Origin of the sequence: Bacillus sp. MUM 13, assembly GCF_001866725.1 — a bacterium.
Classification (GTDB): domain Bacteria; phylum Bacillota; class Bacilli; order Bacillales; family DSM-1321; genus Peribacillus.
The window spans coordinates 1-20231 of record NZ_MLYQ01000125.1 but is presented as its reverse complement, the minus strand read 5'-3'; the positions used below and the strand labels follow the sequence as shown (position 1 = coordinate 20231).

The window sequence follows — 20231 nt, the reverse complement described above, 5'->3', positions numbered from 1 at the left end:
CATAAAGCTTCCCGGACAAGTATCCGTCAGGTTCAATAAACCATCTTTATGCCGTTCAATCTTCCAGCTTTTCAGCTAAGTACTCCCAGCGCTCCATCATGTGCTCCAGTTTTTCATTCAGCTCTGTTTCTTCAATTAATAGCAGCCTGACTTTTTCAAATTCACTTCCGGCCGCTGCCATTTCAGCTGTGATTGCTTTTAGGCGCTCTTCAGCTTCTTCCATTTTCCCCTCAATTTCTTCCCATTCCTTGCTTTCCTGATAGGTATGCTTTTTCTTTTTCTTCTCTGTACGCGGCTGCTGGGCTGCAGCCTGACTTTTAACTTCAAGTGGTGAAGTCTCTTCTTTTTCCTCCAGAAACTCGGAATATCTTCCATAATAAAAATCAACTTTAGCAAAGTCTTTAAACACAAGCAGCTGATGGCAGGTTTTATCAAGAAAATACCTGTCATGCGATACAGTTATCACAACTCCAGAGAAATGCTCCAAATAATCTTCCAGAATGGTCAGTGTCTGGGTGTCAAGATCATTGGTCGGCTCATCAAGGAGCAGTACATTCGGCGCTGACATCAGGATTTTAAGTAAATACAGACGGCGCCTTTCTCCTCCGGAAAGCTTCCTGATAGGAGTGCCATGGGTTCCCATCGGAAATAAAAACCGCTCAAGCATGGAAGCAGCCGATATGATGCTTCCATCTTTTAGTGTAATGCTTTCTGCCGTTTCCCTGATATATTCGACCATTCTCATGTTTTCGTCCATATCAGAATTTTCCTGGGTATAATAACCAATCTTTACTGTCTGCCCTTTTTCAAGTTCTCCTGAATCAATATCCGTGCGCCCTGCAAGGATATTTAGCAGTGTGGATTTCCCGGTGCCGTTTCTTCCTACAATTCCGATTCTATCGCCAGGTTTAAATAAGAATGAAAAATCTTTAAGGATGATTTTATCAGAATAGGCCTTTGAGACATTGATCAGCTCCAGAACCTTTTTCCCCAATCTGCTGCCGCTCAATTCTATTTCCAGGCTGGCGGTTTTTGATTTATCCCTGACTTTCTCCTCCAGGTCATCAAACCGCTGTATCCTTGCTTTTTGCTTTGTAGACCGCGCTTTTGCCCCTCTTCTGATCCAAGCCAATTCCTTCTTGAAGAGACTCTCTTTTTTAGATCTGTCAGCTGCTTCATTTTCCTCGCGGATAGCTTTTGCTTCAAGAAAATCTGCATAGTTTCCTTTGTATTCAAAAAGGCTGCCCTGGGCAATTTCCCAGATTTTGCTTGATACATGGTCCAGAAAATACCTGTCATGGGTAACAAAGATTACGGAACGGGCATATTTAGCCGTATACTCTTCCAGCCACTTAATGCTTTCATAATCCAGATGGTTTGTCGGTTCATCCAGAATCAGCAGATCAGGAGTCTCAATAAGGGCTTTTGCAAGGGCAGCCCGTTTTTTTTGTCCTCCAGACAAAACAGAAATACTTTTTGAAAAATCCGGAAGGCCAAGTTTTGTCAAAATGGTCTTTGCACTTGCACTGGTTTCCCAGGCATTAAGCTCATCCATTTGCTGCTGGTGTTTTAAAAGCTTTTCCTGGATATCCTGATTTTCAGGATTTTCCTGAAGAAGCAGCAGCGTTTTTTCATATTGTTTAATTGCAGTAAATACAGGCGTATCACTTTCATACAGATATTCCATGATCGACAGGCTATCGTCAAAATCAGGATCCTGGGGCAGGTACGAAATTGTATAATCATTTGGATGATCCTTTGTGCCTTCATCAATATCTTCCATTCCGGCAATGATATTCAAAAGAGTGGACTTTCCTGTTCCGTTTATGCCAAGGATCCCAATTTTATCTCCTTCGGTTATTGAAAAGGAAATATCTTTAAATAGTGTTTTTTCTCCGTGCGTTTTGGTCAGGTTTTCCATGCTGAAAACTTTCATAATCTTACATCCCATTCTTTATAAAATTGCTTTAAAAAGCTCTCCATATAGTCATGGTTTCTTTTGCAGTTTCTGTATTAAGCTTGCTTGCCAGGGTCAGCAGTTTTTCATGAAAATGATTGATGGACGAGCTTTTGCCGCTGCGGTATTCTTCCTTCGACCACATTTCCCTGACTGCAATGGAAGGATCATAGATTGGCTGCCCTTTTACCCCTCCATAGGCAAATGTCCTTGCTATGCCTATTGCCCCTATCGCATCAAGCCGGTCTCCATCTTGTACGATCATTGCTTCAATGGAGGGAAGTGTCTCTTTTTTGGCACTGAAAGATATGGATGAAATAATTTCTTCCACTCTACGTATGGTATCCCCGTCCAGTTTGGCTTCGGCAAACCAGCTGCGGAGCTTCTTCCAGCCAATTTCTTCAGAGTCATTTAATTTCCCATCCGGGATATCGTGCAGCAATGCACCCAGTTCAATAATGGTTTTGTTTCCTTTTGCCTCTTTGCCGGCAATGAAAAGAGATAACTTTCTGACCCTGTCGATATGGTGCCAGTCATGTCCGCTTTTGTCTTCACCAAGCTGCTCTTTCACGAAAGCCTCTGCTGATTTTATATAATAATTTTCCATGGTATTCTCCTCTATTCAGATCCCTTCCATTTTACCATGGTTATCATGTTTTTTCAGGTAAAGAGGACAGGCCATACGTAAATTCCTGACGATTGCACATGCTGATTCAGCATTCCGCTCATATATAGGACGGAATTATTCCTTGTAAAGGCTTGTAGAGACCTGGGTGTTTTTTAATGACTTCCGTAAGACGAACCCTTTGTTAAATCAGGAAGTGAAGCGTAAGGTGCGGAGATTACGGAGGCGCATCTGATCAGAGCTGGAACGGAGATCAGCTACCTTGTTCCATAACAGCACAGTATACGAAAACAGCCATATAAAAAAAGCCTCTGGATATGCAGATCCAGGAGACTTTTTGGCATTCCGGTTTATTCTTTGTTCTCCAGCAGCTTTTGGATATCGTTTTCTATTTCCAGAGGCTTGGTGCTTGGCGAATAACGTTTTACAATGGTGCCGTCTCTATCAATGAGGAACTTCGTGAAATTCCACTTAATGGCTTTGGAGCCCATGACTCCTGGAGCATGATCTGTCAAATATTTGAAAAGAGGGTGAGCATTTTTCCCGTTTACATCAACTTTTGAAAACATGGGAAATGTTACACCATAGTTAAGCCGGCAAAATGAATCGATTTCAAGATTGTCGCCAGGCTCCTGTGCAAGAAACTGGTTGCACGGGAAACCCAAGACAGAAAACCGGTCATCACCGTGCCTTTTATATAGTTCTTCCAGCTCTCCATATTGAGGGGTAAATCCGCATTTACTTGCTGTATTCACGATCAGGAGAACATTACCTTCATATTCTTTCATTGATAACTGTTCACCATTAATTCTCTCTGCTTCAAATTCATAAATTGACATACTTGCTTCCCCCATTCGCATTACGTTACAACCATTTTATCCTACCATGAAAGGAAATTGCCAATATCAGCATTCTTCTGATGCTCTAGAGGGAAACAGCAAGGAAGGAATGGATTTTTTCCAAAGACCTTATTAAATAGTCAATCATATCCAGAAGGTCATCCAGCTGGTCTTCTGCAACGAGCCTCCCGAAAGAAATCGAGGCATTTGTAAGAAATTCATGAGCTTCTGATCGGCTTTCGGTTACCTTTGAAGAGGTTATTTCAATCAGCCGTTCTTCTCCCCATATATCTGACAGCAGCGCCATCAGCCCGCCGATTTCCTGCTGCTTGAGCTGATAGGGAAAAGAAATAAAGATACGGACAGAGCAGCCTGCCTGACTTTCATTCAGTATCGGCTGCAAAAGCTCGGAGCCCAGATTTTCCAGGCTTGCCTCAATCGTCATTCCGCCTTTTAAAGTTCGTATTTGCATGTGTTCTTTGAGTTCCATTTCAATCGAGAATTTCCTTGAAAGGTCGGCAAGGTTCATGATATCCTGCCTGCCTGTTACAGCTATTTCCCCTTCAAGATCTCTATCGTAAAAAGCTCCCTCAATAACTACCTTCATGTTTTCATATGCAGTTGGATCAAACAAAGTCTGGCTTCACCTCTTTCATGTTTATTTATCAAACTTCCATTATTGCCAGGTTTCTCTCTTTCCTGCTTATCGTTACACTTCAACTGAGTTTTTTCTAATGGCTGTTTTCGTAAACTTTGTTGCTACCTGAACAAGGGGTTGATTTCCGCTCCAGGATGCTCGCTTTCCGTAGGGCGGGCGGTGAGCCTCCTCAGCTGCGCTTGCGGGGTCTCACCTTCCCGCTAATCCCACAGGAGTCTCGCACCTTACACTCCAATCAACCGTGTTTAACAACAGGATCGCTTCACAGGACAATTAAAAATTAACAACCTTTAAGTAAAGAGCCTTTCTAAAAAAGCCCTTTTGCCTGACCGAATTCATCTACATCCATATTCAGGGCAGCGGGCCGCTTCGGCAAGCCGGGCATGGTCATAATCTTTCCTGTCAGCACAACGATGAAACCCGCTCCTATAGAAGGTTTGAGCTCACGCACATTCAATGTGAAATTCTCAGGGCGGCCGATCTTGCCTGGATCGTCAGAGAGCGAGTATTGCGTTTTTGCGATGCAGACAGGCAGATTCCCCCAGCCTTCCGCCTCAAACTGCTGAAGCTGTTTTCTGGCTGTTGAACTAAAATCAACATCTTTTGCTCCATAGACCTCTTTGGCAACTGTCTTGATTTTTTCTTCAAGGCTTTGTGAAAGCTCGTATAAAGGCTTATAGTTCCTGTCTTCGTTCATGATTTCCAAGCATTTTTCAGCAAGCTCGGCGCCGCCTTCCCCGCCTCTTTCCCAAACTTCTGTCAAAGAGAAGGGCATTTGGTGATCACTGCAAAGCTGTGAAAATACTTTCAGTTCATTTTCAGTATCTCCTGTGAATCGATTCAAGGCTACTACAAATGGAAGGCCAAAAGCTGAAATTGTTTCTGCATGCTTGCGCAGATTTTCAAACCCGGCCGTTAATGCCGGCAGATTTTCTTCTGTCAAACCCTCTTTATCAAGTCCGCCATGAAGTTTTAATGCCCTGATTGTGCATACAATGACGACAGCTGAAGGATTAATGCCTGCACTCCTGGCTTTGATATGCAGGAATTTTTCTGCGCCTAGGTCTGCCCCGAATCCTGCTTCTGTCACTGTATAGTCCGCTAATTTCAGTGCAGCTTTTGTAGCGATGACACTATTGCAGCCATGGGCAATATTAGCAAAAGGGCCGCCATGAATGAGAGCAGGAGTATGTTCAATAGATTGAACAAGATTCGGTTTTGCGGCATCCCTTAGCAGCAGGGAAAGAACGCCCTGTGCCCCCAGATCACTCACCGTAACTGGCCCGCCGGACAAATTATAGGCTACAACCATCCTTGAAAGTCTTTCTTTTAAATCTTTCAAGTCTTCTGCCAAACATAATACAGCCATTATTTCTGATGCAACCGTGATATCAAACCCATCTTCTCTTGGCACTCCATTCGCCGGCCCGCCTAAACCTACAACAATATTGCGCAGGACACGGTCATTCATATCCAGTGCTCTTTTCCATAGTATTTTCCTGGAATCTATATTCAAGGAGTTTCCCTGCTGCAGGTGGTTATCCACAATCGCTGCAAGAGCATTGTTGGCTGCTGTGATGGCGTGGATATCGCCTGTGAAATGAAGATTGATTTCATCCATGGGAAGCACCTGAGAATATCCCCCTCCAGTTGCGCCCCCTTTCAGCCCCATAACAGGCCCGAGAGACGGCTCTCTCATGGCAATCATCGTTTTTTTTCCGATTCTTTGGAGGGCATCAGCGAGGCCGACTGTAACGGTTGATTTGCCTTCCCCCGCTCTGGTAGGATTGACAGATGTCACCAGGATAAGCTTACCATCAGGATTTTTCTCCAGCTCCCTCAGTTTATCAAAAGATATTTTCGCTTTATATTTTCCGTACAGTTCAATATCATCTTCACGTAAGCCAATTTTTCCGGCAATGATGTTTATTTCTTCCATTGTTGCTTCCAGGGCTATTTCTATGTCAGTTTTCACGGTTTTCGCTGAATTCAATCTAAATTCCTCCATTTTCTGATTATGTATAGGTTCAGCAGGATAAAAAATTCAGCTGCAATAGTCTGCAGACGAATAAAAAAGAATAAATTTTATATAATATTCGCATTTCCCTTTTCGTCTGTCAATTTTATTTATTTCCTGGAAAAAATATAAAACGTGTGATGTTCACTACTTTTTTCTATATAATGAATTTATTATATTTTAACTATTCACACAAAAAGGAGGGCATTATGCCAATAAAAATACCCGGACAGCTTCCGGCCAAAGAAATTCTGGAAAGAGAAAATATTTTCGTAATGGACGAGGCTCGTGCACAAACGCAGGATATCAGGCCATTGAATATCCTGATCTTAAATTTAATGCCGGAAAAAGAAAAAACCGAGGCACAATTGCTCCGTTTCTTAGGCAATACTCCTATTCAGGTGCATATCTCCTTTTTAAAGCTGGTTTCCCATGAAGCCAAAACAACAAACAAGCTTCATCTGGACCAATTCTACAAACCTTTTTCTGATGTGCGGGAAAAGAAGTTTGATGGAATGATCATTACAGGAGCCCCTGTGGAAAAGCTGCCCTATACAGACGTGGACTATTGGGACGAACTAAATGACATCATGGAATGGACCAAATCTCACGTGACCTCCACATTGCATATTTGCTGGGGTGCGCAGGCAGCTTTATATTACCATTATGGTATCGAGAAATATGAGCTTCCAAAAAAGTGCTTCGGAGTATATCCGCATAAAATACTAAAACCCCATGAAAAACTGGTCAGGGGATTTGATGATGTATTCCTTGCCCCGCATTCAAGGTATACCGATATTGATCTTGAAATAATGAAGAAACATCCTGACTTGAATATCCTTGCACAATCAGACAAGGCAGGTGTGCTGCTTGCATCCTCAAAGGATGGGAAAAACATTATGATTACCGGGCACCTCGAATATGATGCTCAAACACTCGCAGATGAATACTACCGTGATCTAGAGAGAGGACAGAACACACAGCTTCCCGAGAATTATTTTCCTGAAGATGATCCAAAGAGAGCTCCCCTGCACCGCTGGAAAAGCCATTGCAGCCTTTTATTCTCTAATTGGCTTAATTATTATGTTTACCAGGAAACTCCTTATGAATGGGATTAGCAAAAAAGGGCTGCACATGAATTTTCAGTGCAGCCTCAAACGGCAGAAATTTCAGCACTATTCCTGCCGCATTTATGTAAATAAACACCTCGCATCAGCTTTTTTCGGAAGGATATATTTCCTCAAACGGCTGGACGACCACAAATCCATTTCCCTCAAATTTCATCTGGATGGACTCGCCGCTGCCTCTTCCAAAAAATGTTTTAAGAGAAACATCTGTCACAAACTCGGGCTGCAGATGGCCAGACCAGGCTACTGTGGCATTTGGATCGGTATAAACCGGCTTCCCGGGTTCCACGGCCAAAGTCAGGGGCTCATGATGAGTGGTGAAAGCCACCATCCCTGTTCCTTCCATTTTGATATTGAACAGTCCGCCAGAAAGAAGCCCAGCCACTCTGCGCATCAATTTAATATCCCAATTCAGCTGTTTCTCAAAAGCCAGCAAGTCATTTCCGTTAATTGAAATAGATTCACCCTGCAATTGAAGGATTTTTATGGTTTTTCCCTGATCTGCCAGATATAGCTTGCCTTTTCCAGTCACTTTCATCAGAGATGTCCCCTCACCGGACAAGGCCTTTTTAAATACTTTTCCGATACCATGCTCAAGCAGGCCTTCTCTTTTGAATTTCATATCACCTAAATACGAAATCATAGAACCCATTTTCGCCCATATTTGATCTTCCAGGTTTATTTCCAGTATCCTTGGAGTTTCAAGCTCAAACAGCCCCTCGCCCTTATCTTCCTGTTTTGTTTCGCTGATAAATTGATCCATATTGTACTTATTCACTTTTTTCATCTCCACTGCATTTTTTTAAGATGAATAGCCACATAAACGAAACCGCCTGTTTGAGTTCTTTTGGCAGATGGGCTATTTTTTCCGTTTCTGCCCCCTTCTTTACAACAGCCATTTCGTCCACAAGCTTCCATCCGTTTTCCAGAGACAAACGTTCAAATTCCCATGGCATCATGGAATTCATGATGGTCTTTTCTCCATAGAGCCTACGGTAGCTGTGTGCCTTCCTTGGGGCCGCTGCTGGGCCAAGAATTCCAATACAGGCAATAGCGTCCTTCTTTAAAATCCGATTCATTTCCTTTAAAGCCATAAGAGGTGATTCAGTCCATTCAATGGAGTTTATCGCCATCGCCGCATCGAACTGCTCATCATGAAAAGGCATGGCTGCAAGATCTCCCTGAATAAATTCCGGGTTCCCATGGCCTTTTGCAAGCTCCCTGGCCGCTGTAATCATGTCCTTGGAAAAATCCATTCCAGCTACCTTAAAACCCGCCTCAGCAAGCTTTAGTGAACCATATCCATCCCCGCAGCCAAGGTCACAGACTTCTGCTCCTTTTTGTACATGCTTTGTGATGAGGGGAAGTATATCCTTCCTGCTTCCCTTCTCCCACATATTTCCTGAATTGCTTTTCCACTGATCTGAATATGAATTCCATAATTTTTCTGCTTCCCCATGCCAGCTATCCTGATTCACCCAACCCTCTCCTTCCGTCGATTTATGTTTATTTTAACAGGAAAAATCTTCTTTTTAACTGTTTTTTCTGAAAGATTTGCAGAATACTATACAGAAACAGGAAACTGATTTTTCGAATTTTTATACATTTACATCTCACCTAAAATAAAAAAAGCCGCTATCGCAGCTTTATTCTTCAGGTTCTTCATTTTGTTTTTGAATGGCTCTTAATTCATCCAGGCGTATAGGTGATTCATCAAAGTACTGGACAAGATCGCTGATTCTGTCAATAGCATCCCAGCTGAGATGGTGCTCGATTCCTTCAACATCTCTATAGATATTCTCTTCTTTCACGCCAAGCTGCCTTAGCATCTGCTCTAATAATTCATGGCGGAAAACCAGTCTTTTTCCGATTTTTTTGCCATTCGCGGTTAAAACAAGACCACGGTATTTCTCATATACCAGGTACTTTTCCTGGTCCAGTTTTTGAACCATTTTAGTGACGGAGGAAGGGTGTACTGACAGGTTTTCTGCTATATCAGAAACCCGTGCGTAACCTTTTTCTTCGATAAGTATGTATATTTGCTCGATATAATCCTCCATGCTCGGTGTAGGCATCCCGTATCCTCCCATTCAACACATATCAATCAAATTTTACTATAAATACTTCAATGAAACAAGAAAGTGCTTTGGCCGCCATAGCAGCCAAAGCAAATTATGATTGTTTTGAAGGGAATTTGAAGGAGATCTTCTTTGCCCCTTCATCCCAGAATAAAAAGGCGTCAAAGGCTTTCTCTCCCTTTTTAAAGCCGCTTATCAATTCTGTTTCACCTGTATCCAACAGTTTTTTTAAGTTTGCTTTAGTGATCTTGATAGATAGGATTTTTTTGGATAAAGTGAAAGAACACTTCGTTTTGCTATAATTTGAACAGCCGTAAAATTCCCCTTTATCTACCACATTGCCTCCGCAAAGTCTGCATTTCCCAATGGAACCGCCGCTTCTTTTGGCGGTTTTGCGCTGGATGGAATCTGTATCCAGACCATTGAAATCCCATGATTTGGATAAATCTACTGCATCGGAAATGATTTTGGAGGAAAGTTTTTTTACAGCCTCCATAAAAACGGTTGGAGATGCTTTGCCTTCGCCGATTTCGTGAAGGCGCTGTTCCCACTTGGCCGTCATTTCAGGAGAAGCAAGAATTTTATCTCCAATGGCCGTGATAAGGACTTTTCCTTTATCAGTGGCAAATACCTGATTTTTTTTCACATCAATATACTTGCGGTCTTTCAGCATGGTTATGATGCCTGCCCGGGTCGCTTCTGTCCCAAGGCCTTCAGTCTTCATCAGGACCTTCTCCAGTTCCTCATTGTCCAGATGCTTTCCTGCTGTTTTCATTAAAGTAATAAGCTGTCCCTCTGTATAGCGCTTAGGGGGCTGGGTTTTTCCTTCTTTCACCTTAATTTTGCTGACAGTTCCCTCTTCACCCTCACTGAGCAGCGGGAGCAAGATGTCATCATCTTCCTTATCAAGGGCAAAGATGACCTTCCTCCACCCTTCCTGAATTTGCTGTTTTCCTTTTGATATGAATTCAGCCCTCTTATCTACCATGGTTTTTACTGTGGTGTAATCAAATATAGCCTGATCGTAATGGGCAGCAATCAGGCGTCTTATGATAAGGTCATAAATCTTCCTTTCATCTTCTGGCAATCTTTCGGGATTTGTGACCTGTTCAGTCGGAATGATGGCATAGTGATCGGTAACCTTTTTTTCATTCACAAAACGTTTATTATTCATAATAGAAGCATTTGGCACAGGAAATAGAGATTCATAGGCTGGCAGGCTGCCCAGCTTGTGCAGAATGTCTGGAAAGCTTTCTGCTTCCCCTTTCGTTACATAGCTGGAATCTGATCGCGGATATGAAACGATCCCTTTCTGATACAGGCTCTGTACCACATCAAGAGTCTTTTTAGGAGAAAATTTATACATTTTGTTCACTGTAGCCTGAAGGGAAGAAAGATTAAAAAGCAATGGCGGCTGATATTCCTTTCTTTCTGTGTTCAGTTCAGCAATTCCGCACGTTTTCCCTTTACAGAATGCTGCAATCTTCTCTGCAAGTTCTTTCGTTTTTATTCTGGATTCGTTATTCTGCTGCCATTTGCCCTCGTATTTATTTCCATTCATGGAAAATCCTGCAATCACTTCCCAAAATGGCTTTGAAACAAATTCATCAATTTCTTTTTCCCTTTTTACAATCAGGGCGAGCGTAGGTGTCTGGACCCGGCCTGCTGAAAAGACGTCTGACATACCTTGCTTTTTCAGCAAGATGCTGTATATTCTTGAAGCATTCATGCCTACAATCCAATCCGCGCAGGCTCTTGTATAGGCTTCATGGTACAAACTCCTTGTATCCTCTTCCAGAAGCAGGCTGCTAAAGCCTTCATAAATCGATTTTGGTGTAAGAGAAGATATCCATAAGCGCTTCATCGGTTTATTTACACCGCTTAAATTCACGACATTCCGGACAATCAGCTCTCCTTCCCGCCCCGCATCACCCGCATGGATAATTTCTTTCACTTCGGGTTTTCTGATTAGAGACTTTACTATATTAAATTGCTTGGCTTTTGATTTTGTCACTTCATATTGAAATCTTTCCGGTATAATTGGAAGTGTTTCAAGGGACCACTTTTTCCACTCTGAATGATACTTTTCAGGAGCAGCGAGCTGGCACAAATGTCCCACTGCCCACGTTACAAAGGCACCTTCGCCAAAAAGTTCATTTGGCAGAATTTCAATATATCCTAAATGCTTTTTTGTTTTAAACTGTTTTGATAACGTCAAACCTTGATCAGGTTTTTCAGCGATTATTAATTTCATCCACATTCACCTGAGCTTTATAAAATAGTCATTTTTATTTGCCTTAAGCTGGCAGCCACATAGAAAGGTAACCCTGCTTATGCGCAGAACGCAGTGTTCTTTTTTCACTGTACGGGCGCTTTGGCATTTCTCTTTTATTATACCTTTTTTGGTTAGACCTGTTGAAGAATATTTTTGATATACGAATGTAACTTATGATAATCTGCACTTGTTAAGTTTAATGTTCATTAACGTAATATATAAACGAAATACTTTCTTACTAATTTATTAGAGGTGTCATATGGAAATTACATTAATAAGACATGGCAGATCCCTTTGGATAGAAAATATGCCAATGACTTGTATTGAATTTAAAAAGTGGGTTGAGAACTATGATTGTAATGGTGTGTTTGAGGAAAAATCTTATCCTTCTGTGACACTCAAAAAAATAGGTGCAGCAAATATTGTGATTTCAAGTGATTTGAAAAGGGCTGTTGAGTCTGCGAAGTATTTAAGGCCAGATATACCGGTTATTTCATACCCTTTATTCCGAGAAACAACATTACCCATTCCATTAGTAAAATTAGGGGGAATAAAATTAAAGGCAAGTATTTGGGCAGTGATTTTCCGGAGCTTATGGTTCTGCGGTTATTCAAGTGGGTGCGAATCTTTAAAAGAAGCGGGTATGAGGGCTGAAAAGGCTGCGGATTTTTTAATTAAGAGTGCAAAAGAGCATCATAACGCAGTGTTGGTGGGACATGGTTTTTTTAATATGCTGGTTGGAAAAGAACTCAAAAAAAGGGGGTGGAATGGAAAGAAGAAAACAAACTTTAAACATTGGAATTCTATAACTTATACTTTTTTTAATTAGTGCTATACGGGAAGAAACTCTCAAAAAAAATGATTCAGTTAATTTCATGACTATTAACCAATAGCACCCTTTCATAAAAAAAGCCTGCACTTTTTGGCAGGTGCAAGCTTTTGGTCAGATATTAATAGCCGGTTTTTTTTATTTTTCATCCGTAATAACGAGTATTTTCCCGTTTTTCACATCGTCTTCATAAGACTTTGCTTCTTTCTCTTCGACTCCCATGTCCTGTAAGGTATCTGCCAGTCCGCCTGATTTTGAAGCAAGTCCTGCTGCAGCTCCTCCAATTGTGGCGAAGATAGGGCCCGCTGCAAGAAGCGGCCCAATGCCGGTCATTAAAAAGGTGTCCATTCCTACAAAAAATCCTGTTAAGCCGATTGCACCTCCAGCCGCCACTCCTGTCATCATCCCGTCCTTCCCTTTTGCAGAAACCTTTTCTGCTTCAGGTTCAAGTTCGTCTAATTTTTTCATATCTTTTGCAACGACTGATATTTCATCCTCTGTATATCCGGAATTTTTTAATTTTTCAATAGCGGCAATTGCCTGCTCTTCATTTTCATATGCCCCAATAATTTTTTTTACCATGACTTTCTCTCCTTTGAGTGTGTAATCTATTATGTTATTACCCTTTTGAAGTTGGAATTAATCACTAAAAGCCATCCATTCTGCTGTTGTACAAAAAATAGACCCTTTTCCAGAAGAAAAGGGTCTATTTACAGTTTATTTTGCCAGAAATATTTTTACGCTTCAGTTTCAAGATTCATCGCAGGACCGAAGAATTCAAAATGAATTTTTTCTCCTGGAACACCAATCTGTTTTAAATTAGAAATCATTGCGCGCAAGAAAGGAACCGGGCCGCAAATATAATAATCGGCATCTTTTAAGAACGCATTTTCTTCTAGCCAGGCAGCATCAATATAACCTTGTTTGCTGAAGAATCGGTTTTGCTTATCTTCTTCAGAAGGATTTTCGTAAACGTATGACAAGGAAACATGATCCATTGTTTCAGAAAGAGACTGCAGCTCTTCTGTAAATGCCTGCAATTTACCGTTTCTTGATGCATGGACAAATGCAGTTTTACGGTCTGGAGCATTCTTGGCAATGCTGTTTATCATGCTCATGAAAGGTGTGATTCCAACTCCGCCGCTTAAAAGTACAACCGGAGTCTGATGATCATTTAAAGTGAAATCGCCTGCTGGAGCCGTTATTTCAATGGTATCGCCAATATTCCTGTTTTTATGCATTTCATTTGAAACCATTCCTTCAGGTGTGTTCGGTTCACTTTCTTTTTTGACAGAAATGCGGAAATATGGAAGCCCGGGTGCAGCAGATAAGCTATATTGACGGTTAAACAAGTATTGTTCTCCCGGTATGGAAATTCTGATAGTAATATATTGTCCCGGCTTGAACACAGGCAATTGTGAGCCATCTGCAGGCTGCAGGTAAAATGATGTAATTACATCGCTTTCCTTCACTTTTTCGATGATTTTGAATTCCTTATACTCTTTCCATCCTCCAGGCTGTTTTGCGGCTTCCTTGTACATATTATCTTCGATGTCAATGAATACCTGGGCAATGACGCCATATGCCTCACCCCATGCACCGATGATTTCATCAGTTGCCGCTTCTCCAAGCACTTCTTTAATAGCCCCAAGCAAATGCTCTCCTACAATCGGATAATGCTCAGGTTTTATTGCTAAACTGCGGTGTTTTTGGGAAATCTGTGTAACTACAGGAATGATTGTTTCTAATTTATCAATATATTTAGCAGCTGCAAGTACTGTATTTGCCAATGCGGTTTGCTGGCGTCCTTGTTTCTGGTTTGTTCCATTAAAAATGTTTAAAAGCTCTGGGTGTGCTTCAAAAAGATTTTTATAAAACGCAGTCGTTATTGCTGTACCGTGAACTTCTAACACGGGAACAGTGGATTTGATGATGTCAATGGTTTTTTGGGCTAGCATATACAATCCCTCTTTTTTAATAAGTATTTTAAATACATGTTTATGATAGCTTTTAAATATCCGAAAAGCAATATTATAAATACATCTTTTTCCCTTTTGAACATCAACGTTTAAAATTTGTTCACATTTATGCTATGATTATGATAATAGAGATTGTGAGGGAACATTATGCGCTTAACGAACTACTCGGATTACTCCATACGGGTATTAATATATTTAGCGACAAACCAGAACCATAAGCTTGTAAATATCAAAGAAATAGCTGAGGTATACGGCATTTCAAAAAATCATTTAATGAAAATCATCTACAATCTTGGGAAGCTCGGATATATAGAAACCATCCGGGGCAGAAATGGCGGCATCAGACTGGCAAAGTCACCTGCCGAGATCAACATCGGCGAGATCATCCGTAAAACAGAGGAAGACTTTTATTTAGTTGAATGTTTTCAAAACCATAGCGAAAATTGTACCATAGCACCTGTCTGCTCCTTAAAATATGTGTTTAATAAGGCGCTTGAATCCTTCCTGCAGGTGCTCGACGGATATAGCCTTGAAGATGTCACAGAAAACAGTCCGATGCTCCGCGATTACTTTGAAATGTACGGAGCGAATAGACCAGGACGTACTGATTTATCCACATAACCTAAATGAAGATCGCGAAGAAAAATCGCAATTTGGATATTCTTTTATTTTGAAATAAACAAAAAAAGCCAGAAGCCGGGGTTTCCCGGCTTCTGGCTTTTCTTTGGGCATTATTCACTCAGTACCCTTTCAATCTTAATTTCCCTCTCCTTATTCAGGTCAATGATGTCTTCGCCGGATTTTACCAGGGAATGAATGGGATCATAAGGATTGATCATAATAATCTGCCCCTGGATCTTATTGCTTAGCATGACTTGCTTTCCAACAAGAGAATCCATAATTTTATTCAAAAATACAAGGAGGATGGACGGATCGAACTTTCCGAACGCATCCTCATTCATTTGCCTGATAACATGATAAAAAGGAATGGCTTCATGATATACACGGTCAGAAGACATCGCATGAAATACATCAGCCACCGCAACGATCTTGGCAAAATAATTTGTATTTTTTCCTTTTAGCCGGAAGGGATACCCTTCCCCGTTTTCCCTTTCATGGTGCGATAAAGCAGTAAGAGGTATCGATGGCGGGATGCCTGGGACCTTTTTAAGCAGCTCATAGCCGTAGACGGTATGAAGCTTTACTTCTTCGTATTCCTTTTCCGAAAGTTTGCCTGGTTTATGAAGGATATGGCTTTTAATCTTGGTTTTTCCGATATCATGCAGGGTAGAAGCAAGCGTAAGTTCTGTCAGTGCCTCTCCTGTTAATCCCAGCCATTTTCCAATATAGGTTGAAATGATGCCTACACAAATATTATGCCTGTAAGTGTATTCATCCTTCTCAAGCATCTCCTTGAAAAGGTAATAAATATGCGGAATTTCTGCTGCCTTAGTGATGGTAGGAATGATGGCATGGTTTATTTCCTGCAGAGGAACAGTTTCGGTACGCTGTACATAATGAAAAATTTCACTGATTTGCTTTGAAGCTGTTTCAATTTCCATTGATATTTCAGCAATTTTCTCTTTCGCATTTCTGTTATCCATTTTTGTATCCAATAATGGATAATACCTGTACTCTTTATTTTTCTTAAGCTGCAGAATCATTGTATCAATATCCGGTATAGTAAGAGGCGGATTCATTCGGTTAAATTCGGATGCCATCTTCATTCCCAACCCTTTTCCATATAATTCTCTTTTTTTACAATAATAACAAATTTTATTATTTTTTGTAAGGGAAATTATAGGAAGCTGTACAGATTAAAGATTATTTTTCAGCCTGCTTCCTGCCTTTTGAAGTTGTTCTCCTACCGTGCATTGTGAAATGCAGAATTTATGGGCATAGCCCCTGCCTCTTTCTTTTCTGAACTGTTTATATACAAAACAATCCTTGCAGTAAGAAACAAGGATTTCATCCACATCGTCAAACACTTTTTTTCTATCCATACCGCTTCTCCTTTTTATTTTAGGCTCTGTTTTGTATGCTGATTTTAAAGCGCTTATGTTCGCGCTTCACGCCTTCCTCTGCTTCCATGATACAATCAGCTTATACTTTAACAGGGCCTTATTATAAAGCGAGCCTGGAACTAATGCTCTCGCCTTTAAGTGCAAGAGTTGCAAGTTTATCAGCCTCATGATTTTCTTTTCTTGGAATATGTTCATACTCTGGCTTAATGCCGAGCTTGTTTAATTTATCTTCAATTCTGTCAAACCACTTGCCTATAACGTCATCAAAGCAAGGCCATTCTCCTTTAAGCTGATTGATTACTACCTGGGAGTCTCCTTTAATGGTGCACTTCTGATGATGCACACCAAGCTCCTCAAGCATGTTAACGGCTTCCATCAGCGCTGCCGATTCGGCTTCATTGTTCGATTGCAGTTCATGAAAAAGACGGTTTGAACGGAGCCTCATTTCTTTTTTTCCTTGTGTATAATATATCACCACACCGATTCCGGATAACCCATTTTCTTTTTGAAATCCTCCATCAAAATAAACCGTGGCATCCTGCGGCTCTGCGGCTGTTTCTTCAAGAAGCTTTGTAAGCTCTTTCCTGGTCCAGACCGTCCCGATTTCATCCTGGAACTCGATATGCTTCAGCCTGCCGGATTTTTCAAGATCCATCGCGATAATTAAAGCCTGCTTTGCATCCACCCAGTCTGAAGTAAATGTGGCGGATGGCTTTTTTGCCGCACCGTAAGTCCATTGCATAATGACCTTCATGATTTTTCATCTCCATTTCCCTTTACGGATGAAGTGCCCGTTTGGAATGTGATTCCTCTAAAGGCGGATTTATAAACTTTTTATATTTTATCCCCATTTTACAGATTAAAGTCTATAATTTACATGTGGAACTGCAATCCTCTTATGGAGCTGTTTTTAATGACATGGAAGTTTACCGCAAACTGGCAAAAAGCAGCTACAGGATGATTCACTCTATTTTCTCATAGTTATATGGATTCTTTCCAACAATATAATCAAAAAAGAAGGCTTAATAGAGGATAAAGGAAGGAGAAAAGCATGATAGAAGTATACATCGACGGAGCAAGCGCTGGCAACCCGGGCCCAAGCGGCGCCGGAATCTTTATAAATAATAACGGAACAATTGAAAGGCATGCCATTCCGCTTGGCGAAATGGAAAATCACGAGGCAGAGTACCATGCACTTATAGAGGGGTTAAAAATCTGCTGTTCAAAAGGATTCCGCACTGTTTCGTTCAGGACTGATTCGCAGCTAATAAACAGCGCGATGGAAAAAGAATTTGCAAAAAACAAGCGATATGCGCCACTGCTGGAGGAAGCTTTGAAATTGACCAGGGAGCTGGATTTATTTTTTATAAAATGGATTCCAAGCATAGAAAATAAATCTGCTGATGAACTTGCAAGAAGAGCCATCCGCCTTAATCCGAGGGATAGTTAAATGAATAAAAACACGCTTGCAGATATCGTCTTATTATTTGTTGTGTTTGTTTGGGGCGCCACTTTTGTTATGGTCCAAAACGCCATTTCTTTTTTGGATCCTTTCACTTTTAACAGCATCCGTTTTTTTGCGGCTTTTATCATCCTCCTAATAAGTTATCTTGCACTGAATAGAAAACGGCCAGCAGTCTGGACGAAATCATTATTCTTATCAGGCAGCAAAATAGGCATCTGGCTTTTTTTAGGTTACGCATTTCAAACATATGGCCTGCTTTATACAACACCATCAAAAGCAGGGTTTCTTACAGGGCTTAGCGTTATCATGGTGCCGGTATTTTCTCTTTTGCTGCTCAAGCAAAGGCTCTCCAGAAATACAGTTATTGGAGCCGTTTCAGCCGCAGCAGGGCTATATTTAATGACCGCTTCAGGACAATCATCCTTTAATGCTGGAGATTTCCTGGTTTTTCTCTGTGCAGTAAGCTTCGCCATGCAAATCATCGCGAAAGCCAAATATGCCAGACTTCATCCGGCACTTCCGCTTACAATGATACAAGTATTAACAACGGCGTTTCTTTCAGCTCTATCCAGCCTGATGTTTAAAGGATCATCACATGCCTTAAATCCGGCTATTTTCTTAAAAACAGACGTATGGACGGCATTGATGGTTTGCGCGATACTTGCCACTGCATTTGCTTTTTTTGCACAGACATATTTCCAGGCCTATACATCTCCAACTCGTGTGGCACTTATCTTTGCCATGGAGCCAGTCTTTGCTGCAGCCACATCCTTCATTGTTACAGGAGAAAAGTTAACCGTCATTTCCCTTCTTGGATGCATCCTTATCCTGCTGGGAATGGTCGCTGCAGAACTCCCTGCCAAATCACCAGCCTCAAAAGCGGTATAAAAAGCGGAAGCGCCTGGTCAGCTTGCGAAGCAAATAGGGTTTTGGCCCAGAAGGCGTACTTTGCCTTCAGGGGACAAAACATCTTTTGCACAGCAAGCTAGGCGCTGGAGCTAGATTGATAAAAACGGTATCCACCTGGACAGCAGGAGCTGGATTATTAAACAAGCCACTGAAAAAGTCTTTAGCTTTCCGGTTGATCTCCACTGCAGGATGCTTCGTTTTCCGCTGAGCATCCTTTAAGCCTCCTTGACGCTTGCCTCTCGGGGTCTCACCTAATATATAATGCTATGTTAAGGGAAAAGGTTGATGATATTATGGAACCGGCTTCGAATGCAACTTTTTTTTAAAACGTGATTAGTGCAGTTTCTTTTGAACATTGTTGAAAATCTGGTTATATATAACTTCAAATAATTGTGCATAAGAAACTGTATTTGAATATGAACGAAATAAAGAAAAACGTCCCCAAACTTTTATTTAAAGTTTTAGTGAAGGAATATGTTGGAATCCCTTGCACGTTTCATTTAAAGACGAATAGAGCCATAATGATGTCGACCTTCAAAAAGAAATGCAATAATACTCTCATAATAAGGTATAAATTTTTTTTGTTCGATTAGCTTTAAATTTCCTCTTTAGAAGCCCATTTTGCTGCTTGTACCTCTTCGGCCTGCAGCCTCAATTCATTCAAATTAAAGTCATATTCAATTAAATAATAATCATCAAAGCCACGTTCAAAGTTAATAGTAAATTGTGGACGCTTCTTCTCAAAGTTATAGTGAATCCCCAACTCCTCGAATAACTCTCTTGAAGCAGCCTGCTGACTTGTCTCGCCTGCAATTGCGCTGCCGCCACAAGTGATATCCCAAAGGTTCGGCCACCCTTGCTTAAAGGGCTGACGTTGCTGAATGAGCATTTCTCCTTTTGAATTAAATAAACATACGTGTACTACTAAATGAAACTCGTCTGGTGTCATTTCATCTCCACGAGTTATTTGTTTCTCTATTGTTTTACGATGCTTATCATATAAATCCCACTTTTCCATTGCTAAACTCCTTATGTATATTTTTGTGACAAGAATACCATTGTACTATAAAATAAATTAATAATTTTGATAATTTTCTTAAAGCCACAAGTAATAACCAACTCATCAAATATTAGATTCGTCTATTTATATTAAACGGTTCCAATGAAGCCAATACAATTATAAATCAAGCCTTGTCCTTATAAGGATATCTATTGTCTCATCATGGCAAAGGGATCAGATAGCGCAGATAATTATCCCTGCGAGTCAACCGCTGTTAATGAAGTGTAATATGTGCCAAGTAATGATATGAGGAAAGGCAAAAACAGTGTAAAAAGAATGAACACATACAAAAAGCCGTACTTATTCCTTAAGAATAAGTACGGCTTTTTGTATGGTCTGCCAATTATGCAGATTCTTAGCTGTTTCCCGGGGCATATGGATTTTTTCAG

General features: G+C 40.9%; 19 protein-coding genes and 1 pseudogene. 5 read left to right on the top strand and 15 right to left on the bottom strand.

Translation table 11 applies throughout. From position 1 onward, the window contains the following. Positions 1-55 precede the first annotated feature (55 nt). The 5 genes and pseudogenes from BIV59_RS20990 to BIV59_RS20970 form a co-directional block, all read right to left on the bottom strand. Positions 56-1936, bottom strand: coding sequence for an ABC-F family ATP-binding cassette domain-containing protein (locus tag BIV59_RS20990; protein WP_071353415.1), 1881 nt, complete (start codon positions 1934-1936; stop codon positions 56-58). Further along, positions 1933-2564 (bottom strand): annotated as a pseudogene (locus BIV59_RS20985) (HD domain-containing protein). The gene BIV59_RS20990 and the pseudogene BIV59_RS20985 overlap by 4 nt, the downstream one beginning before the upstream one ends. A 368-nt stretch (positions 2565-2932) precedes the next feature. Further along, the gene (locus BIV59_RS20980; protein WP_071353414.1) at positions 2933-3421 is read right to left on the bottom strand and encodes a glutathione peroxidase; all 489 of its coding nucleotides are present in this window, start codon (positions 3419-3421) and stop codon (positions 2933-2935) included. 85 nt (positions 3422-3506) lie between these two features. Beyond that, entirely contained in the window at positions 3507-4055 is a 549-nt protein-coding gene (locus BIV59_RS20975; protein WP_071353413.1) for a hypothetical protein, read from the bottom strand. 331 nt (positions 4056-4386) lie between these two features. Further along, positions 4387-6087 carry a formate--tetrahydrofolate ligase gene (locus tag BIV59_RS20970; protein WP_071353412.1) on the bottom strand — a complete coding sequence of 567 codons (1701 nt, stop codon included), beginning with the start codon at positions 6085-6087 and terminating at the stop codon, positions 4387-4389. Between the two features lie 218 nt (positions 6088-6305). Here BIV59_RS20970 and metA point away from each other — a divergent pair, with 218 nt between their 5' ends. Next, positions 6306-7214: a homoserine O-acetyltransferase MetA gene (gene metA, locus BIV59_RS20965; protein ID WP_071353411.1), complete on the top strand. Its 909-nt coding sequence runs from the start codon at positions 6306-6308 to the stop codon at positions 7212-7214. Positions 7215-7308: 94 nt separating this feature from the next. On the opposite strand, the gene BIV59_RS20960 is transcribed toward metA, so the two are convergent. From BIV59_RS20960 to BIV59_RS20945, 4 genes are all read right to left on the bottom strand, one after another. Further along, entirely contained in the window at positions 7309-7986 is a 678-nt protein-coding gene (locus tag BIV59_RS20960) for an AIM24 family protein (RefSeq protein WP_481747455.1), read from the bottom strand. Between the two features lie 7 nt (positions 7987-7993). Further along, positions 7994-8701 carry a class I SAM-dependent methyltransferase gene (locus BIV59_RS20955; protein WP_071353409.1) on the bottom strand — a complete coding sequence of 236 codons (708 nt, stop codon included), beginning with the start codon at positions 8699-8701 and terminating at the stop codon, positions 7994-7996. A 168-nt stretch (positions 8702-8869) separates the two neighbouring features. Next, entirely contained in the window at positions 8870-9298 is a 429-nt protein-coding gene (gene mntR / locus BIV59_RS20950; protein WP_071353408.1) for a transcriptional regulator MntR, read from the bottom strand. Between the two features lie 97 nt (positions 9299-9395). After that, positions 9396-11555 carry a DNA topoisomerase III gene (locus BIV59_RS20945; protein WP_071353407.1) on the bottom strand — a complete coding sequence of 720 codons (2160 nt, stop codon included), beginning with the start codon at positions 11553-11555 and terminating at the stop codon, positions 9396-9398. A 280-nt stretch (positions 11556-11835) separates the two neighbouring features. On the opposite strand from BIV59_RS20945, the gene BIV59_RS20940 reads away from it, so the two are divergent. Next, positions 11836-12405 (top strand): histidine phosphatase family protein, encoded by a 570-nt coding sequence (locus BIV59_RS20940; RefSeq protein ID WP_071353406.1) that lies wholly within the window; start codon positions 11836-11838, stop codon positions 12403-12405. 138 nt (positions 12406-12543) lie between these two features. Here the strand turns inward: BIV59_RS20940 and BIV59_RS20935 are convergent, their stop codons facing one another. Together BIV59_RS20935 and hmpA are read right to left on the bottom strand one after the other, a co-directional pair. Then, positions 12544-12987: a YflT domain-containing protein gene (locus BIV59_RS20935; protein ID WP_071353405.1), complete on the bottom strand. Its 444-nt coding sequence runs from the start codon at positions 12985-12987 to the stop codon at positions 12544-12546. A gap of 155 nt (positions 12988-13142) precedes the next feature. After that, positions 13143-14363 (bottom strand): NO-inducible flavohemoprotein, encoded by a 1221-nt coding sequence (hmpA, locus tag BIV59_RS20930; protein WP_071353404.1) that lies wholly within the window; start codon positions 14361-14363, stop codon positions 13143-13145. 168 nt (positions 14364-14531) lie between these two features. Here hmpA and BIV59_RS20925 point away from each other — a divergent pair, with 168 nt between their 5' ends. Continuing rightward, on the top strand, positions 14532-15005 hold the full coding sequence (locus BIV59_RS20925) for an Rrf2 family transcriptional regulator (protein WP_071353403.1): 474 nt from the start codon (positions 14532-14534) through the stop codon (positions 15003-15005). Between the two features lie 110 nt (positions 15006-15115). Here the strand turns inward: BIV59_RS20925 and BIV59_RS20920 are convergent, their stop codons facing one another. The 3 genes from BIV59_RS20920 to BIV59_RS20910 all read right to left on the bottom strand — a co-directional run bounded on the left by BIV59_RS20920 (position 15116) and on the right by BIV59_RS20910 (position 17162). Beyond that, a complete protein-coding gene (locus BIV59_RS20920) occupies positions 15116-16105 on the bottom strand; it encodes an HD-GYP domain-containing protein (protein ID WP_170846216.1) in 990 nt (329 codons plus the stop codon). 96 nt (positions 16106-16201) lie between these two features. Continuing rightward, positions 16202-16387, bottom strand: a complete 186-nt coding sequence (locus BIV59_RS20915; RefSeq protein ID WP_071353401.1) for a zinc-finger domain-containing protein — start codon at positions 16385-16387, stop codon at positions 16202-16204. Positions 16388-16508: 121 nt separating this feature from the next. After that, a complete protein-coding gene (locus tag BIV59_RS20910; protein WP_071353400.1) occupies positions 16509-17162 on the bottom strand; it encodes a reverse transcriptase-like protein in 654 nt (217 codons plus the stop codon). A gap of 297 nt (positions 17163-17459) precedes the next feature. Between BIV59_RS20910 and BIV59_RS20900 the strand changes: the two genes are divergently transcribed. Both BIV59_RS20900 and BIV59_RS20895 read left to right on the top strand, forming a co-directional pair. After that, entirely contained in the window at positions 17460-17858 is a 399-nt protein-coding gene (locus tag BIV59_RS20900; protein ID WP_071353398.1) for a reverse transcriptase-like protein, read from the top strand. Then, positions 17859-18761, top strand: coding sequence for a DMT family transporter (locus BIV59_RS20895; RefSeq protein ID WP_071353397.1), 903 nt, complete (start codon positions 17859-17861; stop codon positions 18759-18761). A 616-nt stretch (positions 18762-19377) separates the two neighbouring features. Here BIV59_RS20895 and BIV59_RS20890 read toward each other — a convergent pair. Next, entirely contained in the window at positions 19378-19800 is a 423-nt protein-coding gene (locus BIV59_RS20890; RefSeq protein WP_346417529.1) for an NUDIX hydrolase, read from the bottom strand. Between the last annotated feature and the right edge of the window lie 431 nt (positions 19801-20231).

Coding starts and splice junctions, on each gene's coding strand:
- BIV59_RS20960 (WP_481747455.1), bottom strand. CDS start 7,986: ATGGATCAATTTATCAGCGAAACAAAACAGGAAGATAAGGGCGAGGGG.
- BIV59_RS20895 (WP_071353397.1), top strand. CDS start 17,859: ATGAATAAAAACACGCTTGCAGATATCGTCTTATTATTTGTTGTGTTT.
- metA (WP_071353411.1), top strand. CDS start 6,306: ATGCCAATAAAAATACCCGGACAGCTTCCGGCCAAAGAAATTCTGGAA.
- BIV59_RS20925 (WP_071353403.1), top strand. CDS start 14,532: ATGCGCTTAACGAACTACTCGGATTACTCCATACGGGTATTAATATAT.
- mntR (WP_071353408.1), bottom strand. CDS start 9,298: ATGCCTACACCGAGCATGGAGGATTATATCGAGCAAATATACATACTT.
- BIV59_RS20945 (WP_071353407.1), bottom strand. CDS start 11,555: ATGAAATTAATAATCGCTGAAAAACCTGATCAAGGTTTGACGTTATCA.
- BIV59_RS20915 (WP_071353401.1), bottom strand. CDS start 16,387: ATGGATAGAAAAAAAGTGTTTGACGATGTGGATGAAATCCTTGTTTCT.
- BIV59_RS20910 (WP_071353400.1), bottom strand. CDS start 17,162: ATGAAGGTCATTATGCAATGGACTTACGGTGCGGCAAAAAAGCCATCC.
- BIV59_RS20980 (WP_071353414.1), bottom strand. CDS start 3,421: ATGTCAATTTATGAATTTGAAGCAGAGAGAATTAATGGTGAACAGTTA.
- hmpA (WP_071353404.1), bottom strand. CDS start 14,363: ATGCTAGCCCAAAAAACCATTGACATCATCAAATCCACTGTTCCCGTG.
- BIV59_RS20935 (WP_071353405.1), bottom strand. CDS start 12,987: ATGGTAAAAAAAATTATTGGGGCATATGAAAATGAAGAGCAGGCAATT.
- BIV59_RS20940 (WP_071353406.1), top strand. CDS start 11,836: ATGGAAATTACATTAATAAGACATGGCAGATCCCTTTGGATAGAAAAT.
- BIV59_RS20890 (WP_346417529.1), bottom strand. CDS start 19,800: ATGGAAAAGTGGGATTTATATGATAAGCATCGTAAAACAATAGAGAAA.
- BIV59_RS20920 (WP_170846216.1), bottom strand. CDS start 16,105: ATGGCATCCGAATTTAACCGAATGAATCCGCCTCTTACTATACCGGAT.
- BIV59_RS20970 (WP_071353412.1), bottom strand. CDS start 6,087: ATGGAGGAATTTAGATTGAATTCAGCGAAAACCGTGAAAACTGACATA.
- BIV59_RS20990 (WP_071353415.1), bottom strand. CDS start 1,936: ATGAAAGTTTTCAGCATGGAAAACCTGACCAAAACGCACGGAGAAAAA.
- BIV59_RS20900 (WP_071353398.1), top strand. CDS start 17,460: ATGATAGAAGTATACATCGACGGAGCAAGCGCTGGCAACCCGGGCCCA.